Source organism: Amycolatopsis sp. NPDC000009, from assembly GCF_055563465.1.
This window is the reverse complement of the sequence record NZ_JBVHDI010000011.1, coordinates 236,111-262,587: the sequence shown is the minus strand read 5'-3', so window position 1 is coordinate 262,587 and position 26,477 is coordinate 236,111. Positions and strand designations below refer to the sequence as shown.

At 67.5% G+C, this 26,477-nt stretch carries 26 protein-coding genes and 2 tRNA genes; 18 read left to right on the top strand and 10 right to left on the bottom strand.

Annotated features, from left to right (window positions below):
• Nucleotides 1–25 precede the first annotated feature (25 nt).
• Nucleotides 26–535 (bottom strand): hypothetical protein, encoded by a 510-nt coding sequence (locus ACZ3HL_RS27530; RefSeq protein WP_465534582.1) that lies wholly within the window; start codon nt 533–535, stop codon nt 26–28.
• Nucleotides 536–1,084: 549 nt separating this feature from the next.
• Nucleotides 1,085–1,813 (bottom strand): DUF4191 domain-containing protein, encoded by a 729-nt coding sequence (locus ACZ3HL_RS27525; protein WP_192746453.1) that lies wholly within the window; start codon nt 1,811–1,813, stop codon nt 1,085–1,087.
• Between the two features lie 63 nt (nt 1,814–1,876).
• On the opposite strand from ACZ3HL_RS27525, the gene ACZ3HL_RS27520 reads away from it, so the two are divergent.
• From ACZ3HL_RS27520 to ACZ3HL_RS27495, 6 genes are all read left to right on the top strand, one after another.
• Nucleotides 1,877–3,964 (top strand): ATP-dependent DNA helicase UvrD2, encoded by a 2,088-nt coding sequence (locus ACZ3HL_RS27520; protein ID WP_465534581.1) that lies wholly within the window; start codon nt 1,877–1,879, stop codon nt 3,962–3,964.
• Between the two features lie 216 nt (nt 3,965–4,180).
• On the top strand, nt 4,181–4,447 hold the full coding sequence (locus tag ACZ3HL_RS27515; protein ID WP_126737720.1) for a hypothetical protein: 267 nt from the start codon (nt 4,181–4,183) through the stop codon (nt 4,445–4,447).
• A 167-nt stretch (nt 4,448–4,614) separates the two neighbouring features.
• Nucleotides 4,615–4,998, top strand: coding sequence for a WhiB family transcriptional regulator (locus ACZ3HL_RS27510; protein ID WP_378445138.1), 384 nt, complete (start codon nt 4,615–4,617; stop codon nt 4,996–4,998).
• On the top strand, nt 4,995–5,246 hold the full coding sequence (locus tag ACZ3HL_RS27505) for a hypothetical protein (RefSeq protein WP_126737722.1): 252 nt from the start codon (nt 4,995–4,997) through the stop codon (nt 5,244–5,246). The genes ACZ3HL_RS27510 and ACZ3HL_RS27505 overlap by 4 nt, the downstream gene beginning before the upstream one ends.
• A 105-nt stretch (nt 5,247–5,351) precedes the next feature.
• On the top strand, nt 5,352–6,221 hold the full coding sequence (locus tag ACZ3HL_RS27500) for a class I SAM-dependent methyltransferase (protein WP_465534580.1): 870 nt from the start codon (nt 5,352–5,354) through the stop codon (nt 6,219–6,221).
• Nucleotides 6,218–6,397, top strand: a complete 180-nt coding sequence (locus ACZ3HL_RS27495; protein WP_465534579.1) for a hypothetical protein — start codon at nt 6,218–6,220, stop codon at nt 6,395–6,397. The genes ACZ3HL_RS27500 and ACZ3HL_RS27495 overlap by 4 nt, the downstream gene beginning before the upstream one ends.
• Before the next feature lie 2 nt (nt 6,398–6,399).
• Here ACZ3HL_RS27495 and ACZ3HL_RS27490 read toward each other — a convergent pair whose 3' ends face one another.
• From ACZ3HL_RS27490 to ACZ3HL_RS27480, 3 genes are all read right to left on the bottom strand, one after another.
• Nucleotides 6,400–7,311, bottom strand: a complete 912-nt coding sequence (locus tag ACZ3HL_RS27490) for a hypothetical protein (RefSeq protein WP_465534598.1) — start codon at nt 7,309–7,311, stop codon at nt 6,400–6,402.
• A 142-nt stretch (nt 7,312–7,453) separates the two neighbouring features.
• Complete coding sequence (locus ACZ3HL_RS27485; protein ID WP_192746448.1) at nt 7,454–8,794, bottom strand: ABC1 kinase family protein; 1,341 nt, start codon at nt 8,792–8,794, stop codon at nt 7,454–7,456.
• Nucleotides 8,795–8,871: 77 nt separating this feature from the next.
• Nucleotides 8,872–9,906, bottom strand: coding sequence for a hypothetical protein (locus ACZ3HL_RS27480; RefSeq protein ID WP_465534578.1), 1,035 nt, complete (start codon nt 9,904–9,906; stop codon nt 8,872–8,874).
• 163 nt (nt 9,907–10,069) lie between these two features.
• Between ACZ3HL_RS27480 and ACZ3HL_RS27475 the strand changes: the two genes are divergently transcribed.
• Nucleotides 10,070–10,633, top strand: coding sequence for a M48 metallopeptidase family protein (locus ACZ3HL_RS27475; protein ID WP_016331633.1), 564 nt, complete (start codon nt 10,070–10,072; stop codon nt 10,631–10,633).
• A 6-nt stretch (nt 10,634–10,639) separates the two neighbouring features.
• On the opposite strand, the gene ACZ3HL_RS27470 is transcribed toward ACZ3HL_RS27475, so the two are convergent.
• Nucleotides 10,640–11,989, bottom strand: a complete 1,350-nt coding sequence (locus ACZ3HL_RS27470) for a zinc-dependent metalloprotease (protein WP_465422052.1) — start codon at nt 11,987–11,989, stop codon at nt 10,640–10,642.
• 203 nt (nt 11,990–12,192) lie between these two features.
• On the opposite strand from ACZ3HL_RS27470, the gene ACZ3HL_RS27465 reads away from it, so the two are divergent.
• Nucleotides 12,193–13,197, top strand: a complete 1,005-nt coding sequence (locus ACZ3HL_RS27465) for a YlbL family protein (RefSeq protein WP_465422066.1) — start codon at nt 12,193–12,195, stop codon at nt 13,195–13,197.
• A gap of 86 nt (nt 13,198–13,283) precedes the next feature.
• On the opposite strand, the gene ACZ3HL_RS27460 is transcribed toward ACZ3HL_RS27465, so the two are convergent.
• Complete coding sequence (locus ACZ3HL_RS27460) at nt 13,284–13,832, bottom strand: PPA1309 family protein (protein WP_465422051.1); 549 nt, start codon at nt 13,830–13,832, stop codon at nt 13,284–13,286.
• 156 nt (nt 13,833–13,988) lie between these two features.
• Between ACZ3HL_RS27460 and ACZ3HL_RS27455 the strand changes: the two genes are divergently transcribed.
• Together ACZ3HL_RS27455 and ACZ3HL_RS27450 are read left to right on the top strand one after the other, a co-directional pair.
• Nucleotides 13,989–16,985: a UPF0182 family protein gene (locus ACZ3HL_RS27455; protein ID WP_465422050.1), complete on the top strand. Its 2,997-nt coding sequence runs from the start codon at nt 13,989–13,991 to the stop codon at nt 16,983–16,985.
• Between the two features lie 67 nt (nt 16,986–17,052).
• Nucleotides 17,053–17,126: transfer RNA gene (locus ACZ3HL_RS27450), tRNA-Met, on the top strand.
• A gap of 194 nt (nt 17,127–17,320) precedes the next feature.
• Here ACZ3HL_RS27450 and ACZ3HL_RS27445 read toward each other — a convergent pair.
• Nucleotides 17,321–18,772 (bottom strand): FAD-dependent monooxygenase, encoded by a 1,452-nt coding sequence (locus tag ACZ3HL_RS27445; protein WP_465534577.1) that lies wholly within the window; start codon nt 18,770–18,772, stop codon nt 17,321–17,323.
• A gap of 93 nt (nt 18,773–18,865) precedes the next feature.
• Here ACZ3HL_RS27445 and ACZ3HL_RS27440 point away from each other — a divergent pair, with 93 nt between their 5' ends.
• The 8 genes from ACZ3HL_RS27440 to ACZ3HL_RS27405 all read left to right on the top strand — a co-directional run bounded on the left by ACZ3HL_RS27440 (nt 18,866) and on the right by ACZ3HL_RS27405 (nt 24,755).
• Nucleotides 18,866–19,459, top strand: coding sequence for a TetR/AcrR family transcriptional regulator C-terminal domain-containing protein (locus tag ACZ3HL_RS27440; RefSeq protein WP_465534576.1), 594 nt, complete (start codon nt 18,866–18,868; stop codon nt 19,457–19,459).
• Between the two features lie 83 nt (nt 19,460–19,542).
• Nucleotides 19,543–19,616, top strand: a tRNA-Met gene (locus tag ACZ3HL_RS27435).
• Between the two features lie 271 nt (nt 19,617–19,887).
• Nucleotides 19,888–20,388, top strand: coding sequence for a PadR family transcriptional regulator (locus ACZ3HL_RS27430; RefSeq protein ID WP_034322153.1), 501 nt, complete (start codon nt 19,888–19,890; stop codon nt 20,386–20,388).
• 66 nt (nt 20,389–20,454) lie between these two features.
• Complete coding sequence (prfB, locus tag ACZ3HL_RS27425) at nt 20,455–21,558, top strand: peptide chain release factor 2 (RefSeq protein WP_465422048.1); 1,104 nt, start codon at nt 20,455–20,457, stop codon at nt 21,556–21,558.
• Nucleotides 21,559–21,693: 135 nt separating this feature from the next.
• Nucleotides 21,694–22,383, top strand: a complete 690-nt coding sequence (gene ftsE, locus ACZ3HL_RS27420) for a cell division ATP-binding protein FtsE (RefSeq protein ID WP_005168409.1) — start codon at nt 21,694–21,696, stop codon at nt 22,381–22,383.
• 51 nt (nt 22,384–22,434) lie between these two features.
• Nucleotides 22,435–23,328, top strand: coding sequence for a permease-like cell division protein FtsX (gene ftsX, locus ACZ3HL_RS27415; protein ID WP_465422047.1), 894 nt, complete (start codon nt 22,435–22,437; stop codon nt 23,326–23,328).
• Between the two features lie 51 nt (nt 23,329–23,379).
• Nucleotides 23,380–23,862, top strand: a complete 483-nt coding sequence (gene smpB / locus ACZ3HL_RS27410; RefSeq protein ID WP_465534575.1) for an SsrA-binding protein SmpB — start codon at nt 23,380–23,382, stop codon at nt 23,860–23,862.
• A complete protein-coding gene (locus tag ACZ3HL_RS27405) occupies nt 23,859–24,755 on the top strand; it encodes an amidohydrolase family protein (RefSeq protein WP_465534574.1) in 897 nt (298 codons plus the stop codon). Before smpB ends, ACZ3HL_RS27405 begins: the two co-directional genes overlap by 4 nt.
• Here ACZ3HL_RS27405 and ACZ3HL_RS27400 read toward each other — a convergent pair.
• Both ACZ3HL_RS27400 and ACZ3HL_RS27395 read right to left on the bottom strand, forming a co-directional pair.
• Nucleotides 24,745–26,070 carry an acyltransferase family protein gene (locus ACZ3HL_RS27400; RefSeq protein WP_465534573.1) on the bottom strand — a complete coding sequence of 442 codons (1,326 nt, stop codon included), beginning with the start codon at nt 26,068–26,070 and terminating at the stop codon, nt 24,745–24,747. The two genes, ACZ3HL_RS27405 and ACZ3HL_RS27400, sit on opposite strands and share 11 nt — an antisense overlap.
• 93 nt (nt 26,071–26,163) lie before the next feature.
• Nucleotides 26,164–26,397, bottom strand: a complete 234-nt coding sequence (locus ACZ3HL_RS27395; RefSeq protein ID WP_465422040.1) for a hypothetical protein — start codon at nt 26,395–26,397, stop codon at nt 26,164–26,166.
• Nucleotides 26,398–26,477: the final 80 nt, after the last annotated feature.

Below are 26,477 nucleotides of genomic sequence, written 5' to 3'. Positions count from 1 at the left end.
GAAGCGTCAGCCGAACCGGCAACGGTCAGGCGGCAGGTGCCGCAGGGACGCTCCCGAGATCTGGAGGCGGTCGTTGTCGGGCACGGCGATGGGCTGCTCGCAGGTCCTGGATCACCACCAGCGGCTCGTCACGTAGCTGGCCCGGACTCACCTGGACGACGATGAGGCCTGGAGCGACGAGGGCTGGTATCTCGGACACCTTGTCCGGTTCGAGTGCGACCTCGTCGTAGCTGACTTGCAGCGCGACGCCGACCTGTGGCCACCAGGCATCGGCGATCCCGACAAGCACTCCGTCCGGAGTTCGTAGCTCTGCCTTCCACACGGGTGTGGGCAAGCCGCTGCGCTCGACTGCAGACTTCAGCCACTGCTCGACTGCGGCGTTGACGCCGTCCTGCAGGGCGTTGACGACTATTCGAGGAAGCGCCGAGCCGATCGTGCTGGCCTGGGCCAGCTCGTCTCGAAGTTCCTCTGGTGTGCAGAGCCCACGATGGACCGCGTCGTGGATCATCGCCCGCACCGACTCGAGTTCGTCCATACGCCGGGCAGCGTCGATGAGGGCTCGGGCAAGAGGAGCGACGGGCAACCCGTCGATCTCCACCGGTTCCGGCAGGTGGATCGTTCGTTCTACGACCGCGAAGCCCCAGGTGGCGACCTTGCTCCGGTGAGGGATCAGGGTGTGTGCCCGTCTTTCGGGCGGGAGTCTTCGGACCCCGTACAACCTGGCGGCCTGTACTCCGGTGAGCATCGCCTCCGGGCCCGCGTGAGTCAGAGCGACCTTCAAGAGCTGATGCCTGGTCGGCGTGGCGTTGGTCAGAAGGATGACGCCGGGTATCGGACGGCGCCACGGGCCTCCCTCGCGGCAACGGCGCGAGATCGAGGAATGCGAGTGTCCGAGGGCGACAAGTTTCGCCCGGGCGGCCACACCGTCCGGGAACATCGCTGCCAGCGCCTGCTGCCGGGCGCTCGAGGTTGTGTCCACACAGTGATCATGCGACCACCCACCGACAATTTTTGCCTGGAGACGAATCAGGGGTCCTTTGCTACCGCACGTGGCGGTAGCAAAGGACCCCTGGTCCTCGTTTCGTCAGCGGCGACGGATGGTGCGCTGGACGTTGCGCATCTTCGCGCCGGCGGGCATCGGGCCCTTCGGCATGGCGGCGCCGCGGCTGCCGAGTGCGGCCAGCTTGGCTTCCAGCGCGTCGACCTGGGCGGGCTTGAGGTTGCGCGGCAGCTTCATCAGGTGGCTTTGAAGCTTCTTCAGCGGCACCTGCTGGTCTTCGTTGCCGATGATCACGTTGTAGATCGGCGTCTCACCGATCAAGCGGGACACACGCTTCTTCTCCTGCGCGAGCAGGGACTTCACGCGGTGCGGCGCACCCTCGGCGACGAGCACGACACCCGGACCACCGAGAACTCGGTGCACGGCGTCCAGCTGAGTGGTGGCCGCCACGGTCGGCGTGACCTTCCAGCGGCCACGCATGTTCTCGAGCGCCCACGCCGCGGCACCCGGCTGCCCGTCGGCCTTCGAGTACACGGTCTTCTGGACCCGCCTGCCGAAGATGATCACAGCGGCCAGCGCACCGAGCAGGATGCCCAGCGGCAGCAAGACCCAGTGGACGTCGAAGATGAACCCGATGCCGAAAACGACACCTGTGATGACCAGGAGCGATCCGACCATCCAGGGGATGAGCGCCTTGTCTTCCTTGCGCTGCATCTTGAAGGCCTCGAAGATCTGCCCGCGGCGAGCCTTGCTCGCGGCACGCTTCTCCTTCTTGGCCAGCTTCGCTGCTTCCTTGTCCTGCTTTCCCGCCATGTGACCAGGATACGGCTGCGTGCCCTGCGCCGATCCCGGCGGGCACTCTGCGAGGATCGGGACGTGGTTAGCGCATCGTCCCCGAAGAGTCGTCCAGGCCTGCTCGATGGGCTCGATCCCGAGCAACGCGCCGCCGCCTGCGCGCCGAGGGGGCCGGTCTGCGTCCTCGCGGGAGCAGGGACCGGCAAGACCCGGACGATCACCCACCGCATCGCCCACCTGGTCCGTTCCGGCCACGTCGCCGCTGGTCAGGTTCTCGCCGTCACCTTCACGACCCGCGCAGCGGGCGAGATGCGCACCCGTCTTCGGGGGTTGGGTGTGGACGCCGCGCAGGCGCTCACGTTCCACGCCGCCGCCCGCCGTCAGCTGCGGTATTTCTGGCCTCAGGTCGTCGGGGACCGGCCTTGGGAGCTGCTCGAGAACAAATTCCGCTACATCAGCCAAGCCGCCAACAAGGCCGGCCTCGGCACCGAGACGGAACTGTTGCGTGACCTTGCCAGTGAGATCGAGTGGAGCAAGGCCTCTTTGGTATCGCCGGACGACTATCCGGCGGTAGCCGCACGGACACAGCGAGACACACCGGCGCCCGCCTCGCAGGTCGCGGAGGTCTACCGCAACTACGAGAAGGTCAAGAACGCCGCGCAGGTCCTCGATTTCGACGACCTGCTCCTGCACACCACGGCCGTCCTCGAGGAGCACACGGTGGTGGCCCAGGAGTTCCGCGAGCGTTATCGCTGCTTCGTCGTCGACGAGTATCAGGACGTCACCCCGCTGCAGCAGCGACTGCTCGACGCCTGGCTCGGCGGCCGTGACGACTTGACTGTCGTCGGCGACGCCAACCAGACCATCTATTCGTTCGGTGGTGCCTCTCCCCGGCCACTGCTGGAGTTCACCCGGAGGTTCCCCGAGGCGACGGTCGTGAGGCTCGAGCGGGACTACCGGTCGACTCCGGAGGTCGTGGCTCTCGCCAATCAAGTGATCGGCGCCGCGCGCGGCCGTCCTGCGGGATCGAGGTTGAAGCTGATCGGCCAGCGTCCTTCCGGGCCGGCCCCGCGGTTCGCAGAGTATGACGACGAAACCGCTGAGGCCGCGGCTGTCGCGCGCAGGATCCGTGATCTGCTCGACAGCGGAGTGGCGGCCAGCGAGATCGCGGTGCTCTACCGCGTCAACGCTCAGTCCGAAGCCTACGAGCAGGCTCTGGCGGAGATGGGCATCCCGTACCTGGTCCGCGGCGGCGAGCGATTCTTCGCCAGGGCCGAGGTCCGGCAGGCCATGTCCGCGCTGCGGATGGCGTCGACCGACGCTTACACCGGCGAGCTGGTGACCCGCGTTCGCTCGGTCCTCGCGAAGGTGGGGCTCACCGACCAGCCTCCCGCCGGAGGCGCGGCGAAAGAGCGGTGGGACGCGCTCCTTTCGATCGTCGAGTTGGCCGAGGAGCTGGCTTCCACGGTCGAAGATGCGGATCTTCCTCGATTCGTGGCGGAGCTCGAACAACGGGCGACAGCGCAACATCCCCCGACGGTGGAGGGCGTCACCCTGGCCTCGCTTCACGCGGCGAAAGGTCTCGAATGGGACGCCGTGTTCCTCGTGGGGCTCGCCGAGGGGACCATGCCGATCCTCCATGCCGACGGCGACGACGCGGCCATCGAGGAAGAGCGCCGCCTCTTCTATGTCGGCGTCACGCGAGCTCGAGTGCATCTCTCGCTGTCGTGGGCCTTGGCCAGGACGTCGGGGAATCGCCGTAATCGGCGACGCAGCAGGTTCCTCTACGGCCTCATTCCCGAAGATCACCCGGCTGCGCGGGTCGCCCGGTCACAGCAGCCGAAGCAGTCCGGTAACAAGGCCCGGTGCCGCGTGTGCGGCGGGCCGCTGCTGGAGACACTCGATATCAAGCTCGGTCGGTGTGCCCGTTGCCCGTCCAACGTGGACGAGCAGCTGCTCGAGAAGCTGAAGTCCTGGCGAGGGGAGCGCTCGCGAGAGCTCAAGGTGCCGGCCTTCGTCGTTTTCACGGACGCGACGCTCGTCGCCATCGCCGAACAGCGGCCAACCGATGACACGGCGTTGTGTGCCATCTCCGGGATCGGCGCGACGAAGCTCGAGCGCTTCGGAGCGGAGGTTCTCGACGTCGTGCGGGCCTCAGTGGAGACTTGACCGCGTTCCAGGCGTGATCCACGCGGCGAACCTGCTGCTCAGAGCCGATCTTCGCAACTTCGACGGATTTTCTGGAAAATAAGTTGCCCCGGTGCGGCCGGGGGCAATAACCTGCAGGTACCGGGCGGGAAGCGCCCGGTCTGGGGAAGAACATCTACAACACAGCGTAGACCGCAGGGCGGCTCGCGCGCGACAGAGAAAGGTGGTGTCAGTGAAATGAGGATCAACATGAAGCTCACGAACCCTGGCACCCGTCTGTCCTGCGTCGCGGAAGTCCCGCAGGCACAGCGCCAGGGCACCTTCATGCCCGTGAGCATCCTCGCCGCCCGCGGCACTCAGCGTCTCAACCGGCGCTGGGTTACCGCCGACGAGACCTTCACGCACGCTGCCGCCTTCGGTGGGGCGTACGTGAACGGTGGCGTCGATCTGCCGGTCATCAAGCAGTTCCGTGTTCCGTTGTCCGAACGGGAGCGAAGTTCCTGACCTAGTCAGGACCAGAGGCTCACGAAGGCCGCGGAACCGGTTACCGGATCCGCGGCCTTCGTGTTTTTTGCTGCACAAACAAGTTGGCTGCACAACCTAATTGGGGTTCAGCGTTGTCCAGTTCCACCGTGAGTACGAAATCCGTTACGGCACAGAGGAGTGCACTTATGTCATCGGCCATAGCTTTCGCGCCGGGGGAGGCCCTGCCCTTCGCCGACGCCGGCGTCGTAGACCTGCTCGACGCCATCGACTCGCCCGAGTCGATGCTTCCCTGCCGTTCGGGCGACGCGGACCTGTGGTTCGCCGAGTCGCCGGCAGAGCTCGAGCGAGCGAAGGCGTTCTGCGCGGACTGCCCGGTCCGTTCCGCCTGCCTCGCGGGCGCCCTTTCGCGGCGTGAGCCGTGGGGCGTCTGGGGTGGCGAAATCTTCGAGCGCGGCGTCGTCGTCGCGCGGAAGCGGCCCCGTGGTCGCCCCCGCAAGAACGCGGTCGTCGAGCCCGCCGCCGAGGCTCGCCCGGTCGCGCGCAAGGTCGAGCGGAGCGCCGCGGCATGACCGTCGAACTCATCACCACCAGGGATTACGAGGCGCGGACGGGAACTCACGCGCCGACCGAATTGAACGAGATCAAGGTCGAGGAGACCAGCGAAATGTTGCTTTATGAAGAACTGTCCAGGGCCCGAATACGAGACCTCGAGGAGGGAGTCCGCGCGCAGCGGGCTCGGAGCGGCCCACGCGCCGCGCGCAGGTGGACCAAGGTCGCCCGCTGGGCGACCCGGCGAGCTGAGCGTTTCCAGGCCTGACCACTCAGGGGGAGCGGGGGACCTTTGCTACCGCGGCGCGGTAGCAAAGGTCCCCCGCTCCCTTTTGGGGACGTGGGGCGGCTCGGCGTGGTGTTCACTGGAGGAATGGCCGTACACACGCACGACGACATCGACTGGTCTGATCGACTTCGCGCGCTTCGCATGGCCGAGGCACTTGACGCCGAGCCGATGCGGGCGGCGGCTCGGCGGTTGCTCGAGGGCATGCCGGACGGGCCGACCATCCTCGACGTCGGCTGCGGCGCGGGCGGAATGAGCGTGCTTTTCGCCGAGGAACTCGCCGCCGCCGGCGCCAAGATCGTGCTGGTCGACGCGACCGAACAACTGCTCGCCGAAGCGCACCGAGTTGTGAGCGCGGCCGCGGGGGAGCGGGCCATCGTCGAGACGATCCACGCCGACGTGGCCGACGAAGGATTGCCCGCCAAGCTCCCTGCCGCCGATCTGGTCTGGGCTTCCCGCGTGGTCCACCACCTGCCCGACCAGCAGACGGCCATCGACACCCTCGCCCGGCTCGCCCGCCCCGGCGGGCTGGTCGCCATCTCCGAGGGCGGCCTGGACTTCAACTGCCTCCCCTGGGATCTCGGCATCGGCCGCCCCGGGCTCGAGGAGAGGCTGCTCGCCGCGCGCGGTGAGTGGTTTGCCGAGATGCGGGCAGGAATCCCCGGCTCCGTTTCCATGCCCTACGGCTGGAACATCGCGCTGGAGCGAGCCGGCCTCGTCGACGTCGATTCGTTCGGGGTGCTCATCCACCACCCGGCGCCGGGCCCCGAACTGCTGCGCGAGTTCGTCATCGAGCGGGTGACCTGGTTGAACGAGGTCGCAGGCGATCGCCTCGGCGATGACGACCACGAGACCGCGGCCGCGCTGGTGGATCCGGCGAACCCGGCCTTCCTGGGCACTCGCCGGGATCTGTTCCTCCAAGGGGCGAAGACCGTCCATTATGGACGACGATCGTGAGCGACCAGGTCACTTGCTCGTTGTGCGGTCGGATCCGCGGCGGCGACGAGGAGCCCGCGCAGACACTCGCCTGGGTTTCCACCCGCGAGAAGAACGTCGTGCGCTGGATGTGCCCCGCCTGCGCTCGCCGCCACACCCGCGACATCGAAGGAAAGCTGCCGGACGAGTATTGGTGAGCTCAGGCGGCGTCGATCCGGCCGGTCGTGCGGACTTTCGGCCTCGGTGTCCGCGTCGCCTCACCGAACGCTCTGACGAGTTCTGTCGCGACTTCCAGCGGAACCTTCTTCAGCTGGTCGATGGTGCAGCGGACCAGTACGACCCCGGTCGCGGTCAGCGCCAGCGGGTGGAAGTTCGCGGCACCCTGCTTCGGGGCCCGGAATTGCCACGCCATGCCGATGTCGTCCCACCAGGCGTCAGCGGTGCCGATAGGACGCCCTCGTCTGTCGCAGAGCGTCGCGTTCCACGACGGCGAAGGCAGCGGGCAGCCGCTGAGGACCTTCTTCGCCAGCCCTTGCGCGTACGTCTCTTCAGGATCAACGCGTCGCAGAGCCGCGCGCACCGCCGCCGAACCTCGCCGGTTACCGGACTCGAGCTCCTCAGTGAGTTCGTCGAGCGTGCACAGGCCCCAATACAGCGGCAGCGAGATCAGCTCGCCGATTCGCATGGGGTCGAGCTCCAGCCGGGCGAGATCGAGCGCCGCCCGGGCCGGTGGAGCGAACGGGACGCCGTCGATCATGGTCGGCGACGGCATCCGCGTGGTTCTTCGCGGCAGCATGCCGGGTTCCGCCGGCACGCGCCGATAGTCGGGGACGAGGAGATGGACCTCCCGTGTCGGCGGGCAGCCGACACCTCGTGCGCGTAGCGCGTCGGTGCCCGTCACGACGACCTCCGGCCCGAACCGCGCGACAGCGGCTTGCAGCAGTTGAAGACGGGTGGGCGCGGAGTCGCGCAACAGGATGACGCCCGGCATCAGCCTTCGCCAGGGACCGCCCGGGCCGCAGAGCTTCGCGGCGTAGCGCGCGGTGACGCCCGCCTGCCGCAGCTCACGGCTGGTGATGATCCCGGATTCGCTGGTGTTACTGAGCGCCATGAGTCGGGCGCTTCGTGTAGTGGTCATGATTCGAGGATGGCCGCTGGGCCGACCGGGTGGAACCACTTCCGCCAACTTGTGGACAACTCGCCCGGGCGGACCCGTTTTCGGCTCAGTCGCACCGTTCCCTGTGGATAACTTCTCAGGCCGCGAAGCCCGGCTGCCACCGTTCGACGATCGCGCGGGCGGGGATCTCGGCGTCGAGCTGACAGAGGATGCCGGTCGATCCGGCGGTCACCCGGTGGATCATCAGGTACTCGGGCGGCAGGTTGAGGGAACGGCCGATCCGGAAGTCCCGGCCGCGGGTGTCGCCGACCCGGCCCGCCTGTCGTTGCATCCAGCGGCGGGTGAAGTGGAATGTGTCGCCCGCCAGCGGCTCGGTGAACGGCGCCAGATAGGCGAGCACGTCGTCAGCCCGCAGATCCGCGTCGCCCCTGATGAAGCCGGACTCCCTGAGCAGCCGCATCAGTTTCGCGGACTCGCCGTCGAGCGCCAGCCTGGTCATCTCGCCGAGGTGCTGCGGGATCCCCTCGGGCAGCCGGGACACCCCGCCGAAGTCGATGACGCACAGCCTGCCGTCGGCGGTCAGCATGAAGTTTCCGGGATGTGGGTCCGAATGCAGGAGCCGGGCTCGTTCCGGCGACGAGTAGTGGAATTCGGTGAGCAGGCGGCCGGCGCGGTCACGTGTCTCCTTGTCGCCGCCGGCGATGATCTTCGACAGCGGGGTACCGGTGGCCCACTCGGTGACCACGACCTTCGGCGCGCTGGCGACCACACGGGGGATCAGGAACCCGGGGACGCCTTCGAACGCCTTGACGAAAGCACGCTGGTTCTGCGCTTCGGCCTGGTAGTCGAGCTCTTCGTTCATCCGCTCGGCGAGTTCCGCCAGGAGCGGCTTCACCTCGGTCCCCGGCACGAACGCCTGGAACAACCTGCTGAATCGCTGGAGCTGCCGGAGGTCACTCCGCAAGGCGTCGTCGGCTCCGGGATACTGCACCTTGACGGCGACTTCGCGACCGTCGTGCCAGGTCGCGCGGTGGACCTGGCCGATGCTCGCGGAAGCGGCAGGCTCGTCGTCGAAGGCCGCGAACCGCTGCTGCCAGGTGCGCCCCAGTTGCTCGGCGAGGACCCGATGGGTCTGCCGGGTGGGCATGGGCGGCGCGGCGGCCTGAAGCTTCGTCAGGGCCTCGCGATAGGGCTTCGCCATCTCGTCCGGCACCGCGGCTTCGAAGACGCTCAGCGCCTGGCCGAACTTCATCGCGCCGCCCTTGAGCGTGCCGAGGACCTCGAAGAGCTGCTCCGCCGCCTTGGCGGACAGCGTCGCGTTGACCTCATCGGCGCTTTGCCCGGTCAGCCGCCTGCCCCAGCCGCCGACCGCCCGCCCCGCTATGCCGAGCGGGATACTGGCCAGCTTCGCCGTTCGCGCGGCCCCGTTGCGGGGGATGGCGGCTTCACGGTCCTCGGCGTTGCGGGAGTCGGTCACCTTCGCGATTCTGCCTTGATTCACTGCGCCCGCGCAGCCTGTTGCGGGAGTGCGTGTGGGCTACGTCGCTTGCCGTATCAACGAGCGCCGCATCCGCAGGCGGTGTGCGGCGGCCAGTCGCGATGCCGGATCTTGCCGTCGAAGAAGTCGATCTCCAGCGTGGCGTTCCAAGCGGGCGGCGCCTGATCGCTCGGCGACAGGAGCCTGAGCGCCTGCGCGGCGGCGAGCGCGGCGCAGGCCTGAACGGAGCCGAGATCGGCTTGCTGCACTCGGCCGACGAGCTGGCTCGCCACCCGCGGCCAGGAATCGTCGCGACCGGCCCGGTGCAGGTCGGCGCAGCGCAGGCAGCTGCTGCGGCCGGGCACCACCAAAGGTCCCACGATGCCGACCCCGTCCCGGACGCGGACCGGCAGGTGGTTGATCCCGTCGCGGACGAGTTCGTCGACCACTTCGGGAGCGGGCACGACGGCGTCGGTGAGCAGGGCGAGTTCCGGCCGGCGGTCCGAGTAGAGCCGCGTTGTCACGGTGCTCGCCCTGGTGCGGTGCACGACCTGCGCCATCGCGTCCCGGCGCGGCATGCCGATTTCGGCTTCGGTGTAGCCCGAGCCCAAGTCGGCTTCGAGAACCGAGCCCGAAGCCCGGACGTCGATATGCCCGACTCCGCCGTTGGCGAGCAGGACGGCGATGGCCACCGCCAGCCTGCCGTCGCCGTGGATCGCCACCGCGGTGCGCTTGCGGCGGGCCGTCATGGCCGTTTGATGGTGGCGGGCGCGAAGCGACCAGAGGCCTGTCTCGGCTCTCGGTTTCGGATGCCGGTCGGACTGGCCCGCCTCGGTCACGAGACCTCGGGCCGTCAGGTCCGTCATCAGGTCCCGCAGCTGTTCGTCGTGTTCGCTCTGCGCGAGCACGATGTCGTCCGCGGCCCGTTTCCCGTCCAGTCCACGGAGGGCTTCGGCCACCTCGGTGGCGACGCCGGCGATCACCACGGCGTGTGCGGGGTCGAGGCCGATCTGGATCTCGCCGTTTCCCCGTTCCAGCACATCCAGCCCCGGAAGCAGGGTGGGGAAGGCGGGCAGGATGATCGATCGGAGGTCCGGTTCGCGCAGGTTCATGATCGCAGGATCGCACCCACCCTCTGTCCGCCCGCTCGGAAAAACGCGAGTTATCCACAGGTTGGCCCCGTTGTGGACAACTGGAGGCTGTGACCTTTCGGCTCTCGGAGTTGTCGGTGACTGGCCTTACCGTGGTCGAGTGGTCGAAGCACGGACGCCCTCATTGAGGGGCCGGGACACGACGAATCCGTCGGACACTCCCGAACACAAGGTCGAGGTACGGCGTAGCCAACGCCGCCACCGGACCGTCACCGCGTACTGGGACGAGGACACCCTCGTCGTGCTGATCCCTGCCCGGATGACCAGGGCCGAGGAGAAGCACTGGGTCGCCGAGATGCAGCGCAAACTGCTGCGCAAAGGCCCGAGGCAGGCCGCGCCGCCCAAGGCGTCGGACGAGGCGCTGCTGGCACGCTGCGCCGTGCTCTCGGCGAAGTATCTGGACGGTAAGGCGATACCCGCGAGCGTTCGCTGGGTACCGCCGATGAGGACGAGGTGGGCGTCCTGCACGCCGGTCGACGCGACGATCAGGGTCAGTGATCGTCTGCGCCGGGTGCCGGGATGGGTGCTGGACTACGTCCTCGTGCACGAACTCGCGCATTTGAAGGAACCAGGGCACAACGCGGCGTTCTGGGAGCTCGTTCGCCGTTATCCCAAGACCGAACGCGCCATCGGCTATCTGGAGGGCCTGTCCTCCGCCGCCGGATGGGGCATCGCGGCGGAGGACTGACATGCCTCAGCTCTCTTCTTCGTCGCCCTTGGGCTTGTTCTTCTCGCGCTCGGTGCGTTCGATCTCGGCGATCGGGTCGATGCCTTCGAGCGTCGACTCGCCGTCGCCGAGGCGTTCGGAGAAGTCGAGCGGCTCGTCGAGGTCGTCGGCTGTCGGCATCAGATCGGGGTGGGACCAGAGGCCGTCCCGCTTCTCGATGCCGTGCTGGTCGCCGACGAGCTTCCACAGCGAGGAGGCCGCTCGCATCCGCCTGGGCCGGAGCTCAAGCCCGACCAAGGTGGCGAAGGTCTGCTCGGCGGGGCCACCCGTGGCCCGGCGGCGGCGCAGCGTCTCCCGGAGCGCGTCCGCGCCCGGAAGCCGGTCGCCGATGGCCTCGGCGACCACGACGTCGACCCAGCCTTCGACCAGCGCGAGCAGGGTCTCCAGGCGGTTCAGCGCCGCCTTCTGCTCGGGCGAGGTCTGCGGCTCGAGCAGGCCGGAGGACATGGCCTCTTCGATGCTGGCCGGGTTCGACGGGTCGATCTGGCCCGCGAGCTGTTCCAGCGCCGACGTGTCGACGGAGATACCGCTCGCGAACTCCTCGACGGTGGCCAGGAGTCGCTGCCGCAGCCAGGGAACGTGGGCGAACAGCCGCTGGTGGGCGGCCTCGCGTGCGGCGATGAAGACCAGCACCTCGCTGGTCGGCAGCTCCAGACCCTCGGTGAACTTCTCGATGTTCGCCGGCAGCAGTGCGGAAGTGGCCGCGGGGCCGAGCGGGAGACCGACCTCGGTGGAGGTGAGCACTTCCGAAGCCAACTGAGCCAGAGCGTTACCGAGCTGGGAGCCGAAGGCCATCCCGCCCATCTGCCCCATCATCGAGAGAAGCGGGCCGGCGGCCTGTTTGGCCTCCTCGGGCAGGGCCTGGACCCACGCGCCCGAGACCTGCTGGGCGACGGGGTCGCAGAGGCGCTGCCAGGTGGGCAGGGTCTTCTCGACCCAGTTACGCGCGGACCAGGCGACCGTGGTCGTGGCTCCGGCGGGCAGGATCGTCGCGGCATCGAGCCACAGCTCCGCCAGGTGGGCGGCGTCACGGACGGCCGTGCTCGAATCGCCACCGCTGGACGACGAAAAGCCGAGCTGGACGTCGGCGGTTCCGCTGCTGCTGAGGTTCTGCAACGCGATCTGTTTCGCCAGGTCATAGTTGACCGGCCCGGTCGAGCTGCCGGCCTGGCTGAGCATCTGGCCCAGCTGGCTGAGCATCTGACCGAGCTGATTGAAGGCCTCGGCGCCGGAGGGCTGGCCGCCGGAATCCGACGGCTCGTTCTCGCCTCGTTTGTCGGGATCGGGCGGTCCGAAGCCGAACGGGGGTTTGCTCATGGCACCACCGTACGCGGGTCCCGGGATTCACAGCTCGTCAAGTGGAGTGATGAGCGTGGCCTTCACCGAGAAGCGAACACAGTCACCGTACGCTGTCACGCGTGACAGAGCCCTCGGAGGAGACCACAGGAGCGCGGAGCCGTTCGGGTTCGGCGAGTGACCAGGACCGCTCCGAACGGCGGCTGACCCGGCGCGGCTGGACGCTGCTGGTCAGCGGCGGGTTGTTCGTCGTCTTCGCCCTGGTCGGGTTCTTCATCCCGGTGCCGTATGTGGCGATCAGTCCCGGGCCGACCTACGACACCCTCGGCAAGGACGCCGCCGGGCAGTCCGTGATCCAGGTCAACGGCCACGAGGTCTTCCAGACCTCCGGCGAGCTGCGAATGACGACGGTCTCCCTGCGCGATGGTGGCATCACGCTGTTCAACGCGCTCGGGCTCTGGGCGAGCGGCCGGTACGCGCTGGCGCCGCGCGAGGAATATTTCAAGCCGGGCGAAACCAACGAGCAGGTCCGGCAGGAGAACATCCAGCAGCTGCAGGACTCGCAGACCGCTGCCCAGGTCGCAGCGCTGCGCCGCAAGTTCCCGGTGAAGGTGCTCGCGAAGACGATCGTCTCCGGCAGCCCCGCGGACAAGGTGCTCGCCCCCGGCGACCGGCTTCTGGTGGTCAACGGGAAGACGGTCACCGAGGCGACCGAGGTGCGGGCCGCCCTGAACGGGACGAAGCCGGGGCAGACCGTCCAGATCACTTTCAAGTCCGACGGTCAGGCCGAACGCACCGTGCCGCTCACGCTCGCGCAACGGCCCGATGGGCCGGAAGGGTTCATGGGCCTGACCGCGGTGGACCGTGCCGACGTTCCCTTCGACGTGAAGATTTCGCTGCAGGACGTCGGCGGCCCGTCGGCGGGCCTGATGTTCGCGCTCGCGATCGTCGACAAGTTGGAGCCCGGCGACCTCGCCGGTGGCAGGCATATCGCCGGGACGGGCGAGATCTCCGAGAAGGGCGTCGTCGGTGCGATCGGCGGCATCTCGTTCAAGGTGGTCGGCGCCCGCGAGGCAGGAGCCACCGACTTCCTCGTGCCCGCGCACAACTGCGCCGAGGCGAAGACCGCCGCGCCCGACGGACTGAACCTGATCAAGGTGTCCACGCTGGACGAGGCGATCGCGCAGCTCGACAACCTCAAGGCGGGCAGGCCGACCGCCTCCTGCTGACCGGCGGGGGAGCAAGGGACCTTTGCTATCGCCTGCCTGGGTACGCGGCAAGCGATAGCAAAGGTCCCTTGCTCTCTTTTCGCAGGTCAGGGCAGCAAGGTTGCCTTCAGGGCTTCGAGCAGGTTGGGAGCCAGCTCCGGGTTCTCGATGATCTCGTCGACAGGGACGTCACCGGGCTCGGAGGGCTGACCGGCACCGCGAAGCCGCATGACGCACGCTCCGGCACCATCCCGGAGCACGGCCGCGACGAGGCGGGCTTCGGTCCGGCGCGGGTGGTCAGCGGCTGCTTGACGCAGGCGTTCGGCGTCGGTCTCGGGCACGACGGGGAGCTCGGCTTCGGCGTCCGGCGGCAGCACGATGATCTCCTGCGCGAGCGCGCAGCCCAGCACCAGATCGGGCCACGCGATCTGTGCCAGTGCCTCGCCCAGATCACCGTCGGGCAGAGCCTCCTGAGCGACCGGCGTCAGCGGGGCCGACGGGTCGAGTTGTCCGGCGAGTTCGGGCTGTTCGTCCAGCAGTGCCGCGGTCGGGACCAGCGCGAACAACTGGGGGGGCTGGTCCCAGCCGCCCGAAGCGACGAACTCCTCGACTTCGCGGGCCAGGCCGGCCACGCCCTGCTGCTCACTCGGTGCCATTGGCACATCGTTCCAGGCGACTCAGGCAGCGGCCTTCCGAGTCCGGTTTGGGCGGGTTCCGGGAACTTCCGACGGCATCCGTAGAGTTAGAGCATCAGGGGCCGCACGCGGTACGCGCGCCCCCGCGAAAAGTTCACCAAACCAGGAGCGTGTGCAGTGGCCACTCGGCCCCCCGTGAGCCTGCCGAAGCTGTCCCGGCGCAGCCGGATACTGCTCATCATCGCCGCCGTAGTCATTCTGGCCCTGCTACTGGGCGCGAGACTGCTGGACACCTACGTCGACTGGTTGTGGTTCGGCGAGGTCGGCGCCCGTACGGTGTTCAGTACGGTGTTGATCACTCGTGTGATCTTGTTCTTCGCCGTAGGGCTATTGGTCGGCGGGTCGCTCGCGGTCAGTTTGATGATCGCGTACCGGTCCAGGCCCGTCTTCGTGCCGATTTCCGGCAACGACGATCCGCTCGCGCGCTACCGGTCGGCGATCGTCGGCCGGATCCGCCTGTTCGGCATCGGCATCCCGGTGCTCACCGGGCTCATCGCCGGCGCGTCCGCGCAGAGCGACTGGCAGGTCGTCCAGTTGTTCTTGAACGGCACGCCGTTCGGGCAGACCGATCCCGAGTTCGGCAACGACGTCGGTTTCTACGCCTTCGACCTGCCGTTCTACAACTGGCTCCTGGGCTGGCTGTTCATCTCGGTCGTCATCGCCTTCTTCGGCGCGCTGATCTCGCACTACATCTTCGGCGGCATCCGGCTCGCGGGTAAGGGCGGCCAGCTCGCCGGCCCGACCCGCGCCCAGCTCGCCATCACCATCGGCATCTTCGTGCTGCTGAAGGCGGTCGAGTACTTCTTCGACCGTTACAACCTGCTGCTCTCGGACCGCGGGGCACCGCTCTTCATCGGTGCGACCTACACCGACCTGAACGCGGTCCTGCCCGCGAAGCTGATCCTCCTGTGCATCTCGGTGATCTGCGCTGTCGCGTTCTTCGCCGGCGCGTTCCTGCGCAACCTGCAGCTGCCCGCGATCGCGCTGGTGCTGCTGATCCTGTCGAACGTGCTCGTCGGTGTCGCGTGGCCCGCGGTGCTCGACCAGTTCTCGGTGAAGCCCAACGCGAACGAAAAGGAATCCGCGTCGATCCAGCGCAACATGGACGCGACCCGGCAGGCGTTCGGTCTGACCGACGTCGAGTACACGGATTACACCGGAAAATCCGAGGCGACCTCCGCTGAGATCAAGGCGGACAAGGGGACCGTCCCGAACATCCGCCTCCTCGACCCGAACATCCTGAGCGACACCTTCACCCAGCGCGTCGGCCGAGAGAACTTCTATGGCTTCCCGTCCAAGCTGGACATCGACCGCTACACCCTCAACGGGGTCACGCAGGACTACATCGTCGCGGCCAAGGAGATCAAGACCGAAGGCCTCACCGGCAACCAGACGAACTGGATCAACAAGCACCTCGTCTACACGCACGGAAACGGTTTCGTCGCCGCGCCGGCCAACACGATCGACCGCGCGCTGAAGGACGCCAACTCCGACGGCGGTTACCCGATCGCCACCACCAGCGATACCCAGAACCAGTCGGGCGCCGGGGCGACCGACCCGAGCAAGCCGGGCATCAAGGTGGATGAGCCCCGTATCTACTACGGCGAGCTCGCGACCGACGCCGCGTACGCGATCGTCGGCGGCAAGGCAGGGCAGGCGCCCGGCGAGTACGACACCGCCGTCGACCGTGCCTACATCTACAAGGGTTCCGGCGGCGTGCCGATCGACAACTGGTTCAACCGCCTCGTTTTCGCCGCCGAGTACGGAGAGCGCAACATCCTCTTCTCCGACGCCATCGGTGACGGATCCAAGATCATGTTCAACCGCGAACCGCGGGATCGCGTCGCCAAGATCGCCCCGTGGCTGACCCTCGACGGCGACCCGTACCCGGCGGTCGTCGACGGCAAGATCAAGTGGATCGTCGACGGCTACACGACGATGAACAACTTCCCGTACGCCCAGCAGACCCAGCTCGGGCAGGCGACCAACGACTCGCTCAGCGGCACCACCCGCCAGGCGAACTCCTCGATCAACTACATCCGCAACTCGGTCAAGGCCACCGTCGACGCGTTCGACGGCACCGTGACCCTGTACGGGGTCGAGGACAACGAGCCGGTGCTCAACGCCTGGAAGCAGGTCTTCCCGGGCCTGGTCAAGCCGAGCAGTGAGATCTCGCCGGACCTGCGGTCGCACTTCCGCTACCCCGAAGACCTCTTCAAGGTGCAGCGGGAACTCCTGTCGAAGTACCACGTGAACAACCCCGCGGAGTTCTACGCTCAGCAGGCGTTCTGGAGCGTTCCGCAGGACCCGACGCAGGAAGGCGGCGTGAACGCGTCCGCCTCCGGGATCGCCAACCAGCCCGGCTACTACGTCCTGGCCACCGCGCCGGGCGACACCAAGTCGCGGTTCCAGCTCACCAGTTCGCTGACCGGTCTCCAACGGCAGTACCTGGCGGCCTGGATGTCGGTGTCTTCGGATCCCGAGGACTACGGGAAGATGCGTGTCCTGAGACTGCCGACCGGTGCGAGCGGATCCACCCAGGTGGACGGCCCCGTCCAGGTCCAGAACAGATTCCAAAGTGACCCACGGGTCGCGCAGGACCGGACACTGTTCAACAACCCGAACGTCACCGTCACCTACGGAAACCTGATCACGCTGCCCGTCGCCAACGGCTTCCTCTACGTGGAACCGGTCTACATCCGGCAACGGAACCAGCTGAGTTACCCGCAGCTGGCCCGTGTCCTGGTCTCCTACGGCACCAAGATCGGGTTCGCGCCGACGCTGAACGAAGCGCTCGACCAGGTCTTCGGCCCGGGCACGGGCTCGGGGGTCACGCCACCGCAGACCGGCGGCACGCCCGGACCTACGACACCCCCGCCACCAGGGACGTCGACGCCGCAGCCGCCCGCCAGCGGTAACCCGGCGCTCGACAAGGCCGCGGGCGACATGCACGACGCCTGGGTCAAGTTCCGCGCGGCCCAGCAATCCGGGAACTACGCCGACCAGGGTGCCGCCCTGGCCGCACTCGAAGCCGCCTCCAAGGCCTACGAGTCGGCCAAGGCGAACCCGCCGGCGTCCGGTGCGCCCCCGGCCTCCGGCCAGCCCGGAGGGTGACGTCGCTTACCTAAAGGGCACCTGCTTTGCGCCTGCTCGAAACGCAGGCGTAAGGTAGGTGTCACAACGCGGGGTGGAGCAGCTCGGTAGCTCGCTGGGCTCATAACCCAGAGGTCGCAGGTTCAAATCCTGTCCCCGCTACAGAGGTAGGAGGCCCGTGTCTGCGGAAAACGCAGACACGGGCCTCCTTCGTATTTGTCCGGGGGGTCGAACCCCCGGACCCCCGCCAGGGAGGCTCCGCCCCCTGGACCCCCGGGTGTCGGTCGGGTGGGTGCCGCAGGGTGCGGGGGAGCAAGGGACCTTTGCTACCGCCGGTGGGGAGCGGGGGACCTTTGCTACCGCGTGGGGGCGACCCAGCAGGCGTAGCCATCGGGGCGGTACAGGACGGCCTCCGTCGAGGGCCACGGCAGCGCCGTGACCAGCTGGGGGGTCAGGCGGGGTGAGTGGGCGTGAGCCCTGGCGGCATCGACGTGGGCTCCAGTGGTCGTCAGGAGGACGAAGCCGCCATCGCGGAAGAGCGTGCTGGGGCGCAGTGGGCCGGCCTCCGTGACGACGTCCTGGTCGGTGAGCCGCGAGCCGAGCGCGGGATGCGACGTCCCGTGCGTCGTGTAGCGGATCCCGAGGCCCGAAACCATGCCAGACAGGTACCGGCTTACCTCGGGTAGCTCCACAAGGTCGCCGAAGAGGGCGCGAAGCGCGCGAGACTCGTGAGACCGCGGAGTCAGCCCCAGCTGAGCGGCGACGTTGTGCAGCACCTGAGCGCCGACAGGGTGCCGCTCGGCCTCGTAGGTGTCGAGCAGGTCGTCACCGGCCCAGCCGCGCACTGTCGCGGCGAGCTTCCAACCCAGGTTCATGGCGTCTTGCACGCCCAGGTTCAGCCCCTGGCCGCCTGCCGGGAAATGAATGTGCGCGGCATCGCCCGCCAGCAGCACCCGCCCGACGCGGTAGCGCTCCGCCTGCCGCGCCGCGTCGGAGAACTGCGACGCCCAGCGGATCTCCGACACCGTCGCCGTCTCACCGTACGAATCGAGCACGGCCTGCCGGACTTCGCCGTGCGAGATGGCAGACCGGATGTCCGTGGGCCGCGAGGCCCGGTCGCCGTACACGAAGCGGTAGAGACCCGGTTCTCCCAGCGGAATCAGGCCTTTGAACGTGGTCGCACCGGTCGGCTCGCCGACGTTCCGCATCGTTCGCCACTGTTTTTGCGCACCGGCGGGGGCTTTGTCGAACAGGACGTCCGCGACCACCCCGTAACCTTCACCGTCCACACCGGGAAAGTCCACGTCCAGTCCTTTGCGTACAACGCTTCGAGCGCCGTCGCAGCCGACGAGGAACTTCGCGTGCAGCCGGTTCTCGCCACTGTCTGTTCGGTACCGAACAGAGACAAAGTCCTTGTCCTGCACGAAATCGATTACTTCGGCGCCGCGGACCACCTTTGTTCCTTGTGCGGCAAGCCGTTCCTCGAGATACGCCTCGACCTGCGCCTGCGGAATCCCCAGCTGGAAAGGGAATCGGGTGCCCCAACCGTCGTAGCCGATGGGGATCATCGCGAAATGCCCGTCCTGCACCGTCGCGAACGAACGCTCCTCGGCGCCGTCCAGAAGTCCGCGCAGCTCCAGCATTTCCGCGGTCCGGGGCTGCAGGTTCAGCGCCTTCGACAGTCCCGTGCGCTCGTGATGCCGTTCCAGGACCACGACATCGACGCCGGCGAGCGCGAGTTCGTGGGCCAGCATCAGCCCCGTCGGCCCCGCTCCGGCCACGATCACGTCCGTCCCCAGGTTGTTCATACCACTCCTTAACGACGTTAAATTGACCTGCGGCCAGCGTGCCCTTAATATCGTTAAATTGTCAAGGTGCTTCCGCGGGAACGAGGGACAAAAGTGGGTCTGACCAGGCAGGACATCGTCCGCGCCGGGCTTCGGCTGCTCAACGACGTCGGGCTCAACGGGCTGACGCTCCGCCTGATCGCGCAGGAACTCGGCGTCAAGGCGCCCGCGCTGTACTGGCACATGAAGAACAAGCAGGAGCTGCTCGACGAGATGGCGACACAGATGTACGCGGACGCGCTGCCGGGTCGTGTTCCCGAGGGAACGGGGGAGCGGGAGGCGCTCGAGCTGGCGTCACGGGCGTTGCGCCGGATGATGCTTGCTTACCGTGACGGGGCGAAGGTCTTCGCCGGGACTTTCATGACCGATGACAGCCTTCTCGGTGACAATCCGTTTCAAGCGCGCGTCGACGCGGGACTCGAACCGCATCTGGCCGGGCGGGCGTTGTTCACCGTCTACAGCTATGTCGTCGGTTTCACCATCGAAGAGCAGGCCGTTTATCCGGTCCCGGGCGAACGGGACCCGCGTTACGACGTCACGCGCACGGCCTGGGTGTTCGACGAGGACCTCGAGGGCAGGTTCGCCGACGGGCTGACCATGGTGCTCAACGGCGTCTTCGGCTGGCTGGATGACAAAGTCGTGCCATAAAGGCTGGTCAACGGCCTGCCGGGAAGTTAGGGGTACCCGCCTGAAAGCCGGTTTCGCCCCCATGTAATCTATTAACACAACGACGCGGGGTGGAGCAGCTCGGTAGCTCGCTGGGCTCATAACCCAGAGGTCGCAGGTTCAAATCCTGTCCCCGCTACTGAAGAAAACGAAGCGCGGATCTGCGGAAATCGCAGATCCGCGCTTCTTCGTTTCCGGGATTCCGTGGTTCGCGGGGTGATCACTCCCTGTCGTTGGTCGGGGCGGGGGACGGGTGCCGCTGTCCGTGGCCGGCGCCGTCGCGTAGCGTGTCCGGTCCATTGTGGACAGGCGTAGTGCGTTGGGCCGAATGAGCGCATATCACTAGCCACAATGGACAGATGTGTTGACCACAGTGGACACAGGTTCCGAAAAGTGGGACCGTAGAGGACGTGTCCGAATTGAATGCAACAGCCGCCGCACTGCTCGGTCTTCTCCACGACGGTCCCGCCACGGGCGGGCAACTGGTCGCGGGGGCGGGTGAGCGTTTCGGCGCCTTCTTCAGCGTGACCCGCAGCCAGGTGTACCGGGAGCTCCCCGCCTTGTCGAAGGAGGGCCTCGTCCGCCTCGGCAAGCAGGGCCCGCGGTCGAGCCAGCAGTACCTCATCACCGCGGCGGGCAAGAAGGCGTTCAAGACGTGGCTGACCTCCGAAGCCGGTCCTGACCACCTCCGCAGCCCGCTGATCCTGCGTCTCGTGCACGCCGGTTCGCTGACGGTCAAGCAGCGCTCGGCCCTGCTCGAGTCGGCCCGCGCGAGCTACACGCAGCAGCTCGACGAGGCCAAGGCCGCCACCAAGGCCGCCGACGGCCCGTACGCCAAGGCCGTCGCCGAGTTCGCGCAGGCGCAGGCGAAAGCCGCACTGAAACTGCTGGATTCCATCCCCCAGTCCTGACCCGGACAGGTGCCCACGGCCGGTTCCCCGCAACCGGTCGTGGGTTTTGCCGTAACCTTGGCCGACGTGAGTGATGAGTTCGATGCGGCACTGAAGGACCTGACCGGCAAGCTGACGCAGATCGAGTCGGTGATGGACCTGGATGCGCTGCGTGCCCAGGTGGCCGAGCTGGAGGAACAGGCATCCAGCCCGAACCTCTGGGACGACCCCGAAGCGGCGCAGAAGGTCACCAGCCAGTTGTCCCACCGGCAGAGTGAGCTGCGACGCATTTCCGAGCTGCGGCAGCGGCTCGACGACCTGGGCATCCTCGCGGAACTGGCCGAGGCCGAGGGCGACTCCGCCAGTGTGGCCGAGGCTGAGGCCGAGCTCACGGCGCTCACCAAGGACATCGACGGGCTCGAGGTCCGCACCCTGCTGTCGGGTGAATACGACCCGCGCAACGCCGTCGTCACCATCCGGTCCGAAGCGGGCGGCGTCGACGCGGCCGACTGGGCCGAGATGCTGCTCCGGATGTACCTGCGGTGGGCGGAGCGCCACAACTACCCGACGGACGTCTACGACATCTCCTACGCCGAGGAAGCGGGCATCAAGTCCGCCACCTTCAAGGTGACGGCGCCCTACGTCTACGGCACGCTCTCGGTCGAGCAGGGCACGCACCGGCTGGTGCGCATCTCGCCGTTCGACAACCAGAGCCGTCGCCAGACCTCCTTCGCGCACGTCGAGGTGATGCCCGAGGTCGAGGAGGTCGACCACGTCGACATCCCCGAGAAGGACATCCGCGTCGACGTGTACCGCTCGTCCGGGCCCGGTGGGCAGAGCGTGAACACGACGGACTCGGCGGTGCGGATCACCCACATCCCGACCGGCGTGGTCGTTTCGTGCCAGAACGAGAAGTCGCAGCTGCAGAACAAGGCGGCCGCGATGAAGGTCCTCCAGGCGCGGCTGCTGCAGCGGAAGAAGGAGGAGGAGCGCGCCGAGATGGACGCGCTCAAGGACGGCGGCTCCAGCTGGGGCAACCAGATGCGCTCCTACGTGTTGCACCCGTACCAGATGGTCAAGGACCTGCGGACCGAGTTCGAGGTCGGCAACCCGTCGTCGGTGCTCGACGGTGAGATCGACGGCTTCCTGGAGGCCGGCATCCGCTGGCGCAAGCAGTCCGGAGCCGCGTAACAACCCTGCGTGAGAGAGCAAGGGACCTTTGCTATCACTCTCCGGGAGAGAGTGATAGCAAAGGTCCCTTGCTCGCTTGGCCGCCGGGACCGGGCTACCCGGGCTTAACGACGGGCATGGGTAGTATGCCGAACCGTGATCCGGCTCGAAGAGGTTTCCAAGGTCTACAAGACCTCGACCCGTCCCGCCCTTGAGCGGGTGTCGGTCGAGATCGACAAAGGCGAGTTCGTCTTCCTGATCGGTCCCTCGGGATCCGGGAAGTCGACCTTCCTGCGTCTCCTGCTGCGCGAAGAGGTGCCGAGCAAGGGTCGCGTCATGGTCTCCAACTTCGACGTCGCCAAGCTCGCCCGTCGCCGGGTGCCGCGGCTGCGGCAGACCATCGGCTGCGTCTTCCAGGACTTCCGTCTGCTGTCGAACAAGACCGTCGCCGAGAACGTCGCCTTCGCGCTCGAAGTCATCGGCAAGCCGCGCCCCACGATCCGCAAGGTCGTGCCCGAGGTGCTCGAACTCGTCGGCCTCGACGGCAAGGCCGACCGTCTCCCCAACGAACTCTCCGGTGGTGAGCAGCAGCGCGTCGCGATCGCCCGTGCCTTCGTGAACCGCCCGCTCGTGCTGCTCGCCGACGAGCCGACCGGGAACCTGGACCCCGACACCAGCCAGGACATCATGTTGCTGCTGGAGCGGATCAACCGCACCGGCACGACGGTGCTGATGGCCACCCACGACCATTCGATCGTGGACTCGATGCGGCGAAGGGTCGTCGAGCTCCAGCTCGGCAAGGTCATCCGTGACGACGCCCGAGGCGTCTACGGCATCGGCCGCTGACCGGCCCCGCCCTCCTCCGTAACCCACGACTTCCAAGGGACATCAACCCCGATGCGCGCCAGTTTCGTCTTCAGCGAGGTAGTCACCGGCTTGCGCCGGAACGTCACGATGACCATCGCGATGGTCCTCACCACCGCGGTCTCCCTCGCCATGCTCGGCTTCGGTCTGCTGGCCGTCGGCACGATCGACAAGATGAAGGCCAACTTCCTCGCCGACGTCGAGGTTTCGGTCTATCTGGTCAACGACATCAGCGCGGGTGATCCGAACTGCTCGCAGTCCGCCTGCCAGTCGCTGCGTCAGGAGCTGCAGGGCAACGAAGGCGTCGAGTCGGTCGTCTTCGAGAACCGCGAGCAGTCCTACGAGCGGTTCAAGAAGATGTTCGAGAGCCAGCCGGAACTGCTCGCGCTGACCGGGCCGGAGGCGCTGCCCGCGTCGCTGCACGTCAAGCTGAAGAACCCCGAGCGCAGCCAGGCGATCATCCAGGAGTACACCGGCAAACCGGGCGTCTCCAAGGTCGACGACCAGCAGAAGGCACTGGACCGCGTGTTCAACGCGCTCAACGGTGTGCGGAACCTGGCCTTCGGTGCCGCGCTGATCATGGCCATCGCCGCGCTGCTGCTGATCGCCAACACGATCCAGGTGTCGGCGTTCACCCGGCGCACCGAGGTCGGCATCATGCGGCTGGTCGGCGCGACCCGGTGGTACACGCAGCTGCCGTTCCTCCTGGAGGCGGTGGTCGCCGGCCTGGTCGGTGCGATCATCGGGATCGTCTTCCTGGTACTCACCAAGGTGCTGTTGCTCGACTTGGTGCTCACCGGGGACGTGTTCCCCGCGGTCGGCATGCTCGAATTGCTGTTCCCGGTGGCGCCGATCCTGCTCGCCGTCTCGATCGTCATCTCGGCGATCACCGGCTACGTGACGCTGCGCCTGTACGTGCGCCACTAGCCGCCCGATAACCACCTGCCCGAACACAGAAACTCACGTAGAGTCGCCGCTATGCCCAAGGAACGTGGACACAAGGTGATCGTGTCGAACCGCAAGGCTCGCCACGATTACTCCATCCTCGACACCTACGAAGCCGGTCTCGTGCTCGTCGGTACCGAGGTGAAGAGCCTGCGTGAAGGACGGGCATCGCTGGCCGACGCGTTCGCCACGGTGGACGACGGCGAGGTCTGGCTCCGCAACGTGCACATCCCGGAGTACGTGCAGGGCACGTGGACGAACCACACGCCGCGGCGCACCCGGAAACTGCTGCTGCACCGCCAGGAGATCGAGAAGCTCATCGGCAAGACCAAGGAGAGCGGTCTTTCGCTGGTCCCGCTGTCGATGTACTTCAAGGACGGCAAGGTCAAGGTCGAGATCGCGCTGGCGAAGGGCAAGAAGTCCTACGACAAGCGCCAGGACATCGCCAAGCGCGACGCGGACCGCACCATCAGCCGGGCCATGGGCCGGGCGCTGAAGGGCCGGTACCACGATTGATCCATGGGCCAGCGTCGGACGCCGAGATCCCCGGTTGGATCTCGGCGCTCGGCATCGACGGGCTCGTGGACCTTCACCTGCACTTCCTGCCCAAGCAGGTCATGGACAAGGTGTGGGCCTACTTCGACCAGGCCGAAGAGCACTACGGCATGGCCTGGCCGGTGCACTACCGCACGCCGGAGGAAGAGCGGATCGAAACCCTCCGCTCGTTCGGCGTGCGCAGGTTCGCGCCGCTGGTTTACCCGCACAAGCCCGGAATGGCCGAATGGCTGACCTCGTGGGCACTGGAGTTCGCGGAACGCGTTCCGGAGGCGGTGCCGACCGGCACGTTCTACCCGGAGCCCGGCGCGCTGTCCCTTGTGGACGGTGCGCTGCGCGCGGGCGCCCGCTGTTTCAAGGCACACGTCCAGGTCGGCGCCTACGACCCGCGTGACGAGCTGCTGGACGGCGTCTGGGGCGCGCTGGCGGACGCGGGTGTCCCGGTGGTCGTCCACTGTGGACACGGTCCGTTGAAGGGCGCCTACACCGGGCTACGGCTGTTCGAGGAGATCCTGGTCCGGCATCCCAGCCTGACCCTGGTGCTCGCGCACGCCGGCATGCCGGAGATCGATTTCGCTTTCGAGCTGGCCGGGAAGTATCCGCGCGTGTACCTCGACACCACGATGGTCGGGGTGGAGTTCACGTCGCGGGGCAACCCGCTCCCGCCGGACTGGACGGACCTGCTGGCGGAGTTCCCCGACCGCGTCGTGCTCGGCACCGACTTCCCCAACATCCCGTACTCGTACGCCACACAGCTGCAGGCGATCGCCGGCTGGGCCGCCGACGATCGCCTGGGTGAGCCGTTCCTGCGAGCGGTGCTGCACGACACCCCCGCGAAACTGCTCAGCGTTTGAGCTGTGCCACCTCGGTGACCGAGACGGCGCGGCCGAGCAGCCGCGTCCCCAGCTCCGAAACCTGGATCTGCTTGCCCGCCAGGAGGAATCCACCCGTCGCCAGCGCCACCCACGGCGCCGGGCCCTGGGCGAGACCGTCGCTCAGCGGGGCGAAACCGTGCGCGGCCAGCCCGAGCAGACCGCCCGCGATCGCCAGCCCGGCCACCACCAGCTGAGGCGTGTTGGCGGTCGACGCGGGGCCGGAACCCTGCGTTTCGAATCGGGCGAACATCCGCAGCAGACCGAGGAGAACGAGCCCGCAGGCGCCGAGCCACGCGGGGAGCATCGTCAGCCACAGCACGGAACCCGGTTCGGGGGTTTCGTAACCCAGGCCGTAGACCGCGACCCCGGAGACGACGATCAGCGCCGGCATGTGCCACAGGTAGACGCTCATGAACCGCGGGCCGATCCACTTCAGGGCGGCGTCCAGGCCAGGTCGAGCGGCCATGGCGTTCAGTTGCGGTTTGAAGGCCAGCAGGAGCCCGATCTGGCCGATCGCGAGGAAGGCCAGCAGCACGGTCGGCGGGCTCATGTTCGACACCGGGGCGCCGGGCATGCCGATCATGCTCGCCGGGTACGGGCCGAAGGCGACCATCAGCGCGGTGATGCCGAACCCGATACTCGCCATGCCCAGCGCGGCGTTGCGGCTCAGCGAGCCGAGACGTCCTTGCGTGTAGTGGAAACCGAGCTGGTGCACGGCCATCCAGACGAAGATCGCGTTCGCGAACCCGATCAGGCCGAGGTCGTTGAACCGGGCGACATCGACGAGGACGGCGGCGGCGAGCATCACGAGCGGGACCTTCAGTCCCCAGCGGCGGTGTGCCGCGGCCAGCATCGGGGTGAGCAGCACGGTGAGCACGTACACGGCCAGGAACCACAGCAGCTGCGAGGCGATCGCTCCGCCGACCTGCAACGGCTGCTCCGGAATGCCCATCCCGCGCAGGATGTCCGGGACGAACAGCCAGACGGCCACCAGCGGCAGCACCGGGATCATCAGCCGCTTGAGGCGGGCCGCGAGCCAGGAGCGGGAACTTTCCGCGCGGCTCAACGAGATCAGGTTCGCCGCGCCGCCGGCGAAGAAGACGAGCGGCATGACCTGACTGAGCCAGGTGATGACCCACCAGCCGGGCGTCGCGAGCGCGTTCCCGGTCGAGAGATGGCCGTCGGCGTACGAGAGCACCGGCATTCCCCAGTGCTGGACGACGACCGCGAGGATCGCGACCGCTCGGACGATGTCCAGGAACCTGTCCCGGCCCTGCTTCCCGCTTGTGTGCATGGGAAAGAGCCTGGTGCTTCGGGGCCGCGAAAACAGCGGTGCGGGCCGCCGTATCGATCTTCCTGTTTTCGCCCTCCGAGGGTGGAGTTTTCCCTACCCCACGCCGTCGGTCTCGGGCTCGGGGAGCGGGGCGGGGCACAACCGGAACTCCCAGCGGTCGTCCTCGGCGAGGCCGAGTTCGTAGCGGGTCTCGATCTTGGGCCCGTCGTGCAGATGGACGTGTTTGAGGACGGTGCCCGCGACGGGTTCGGCGTCACCGAGTTCCTGGACGCGTCCGTCGAGGGGGCCGCCGAAGAAGCGGGCGCTGTGGGAGGGCCTGTCGGTCATGGGTCCTCCTCGGCTCGGCTCGTCACTCACCTGACAGTCTGCCCATGTTAGGTGAGTGACGGCTTCGCCACCAAGAGCTA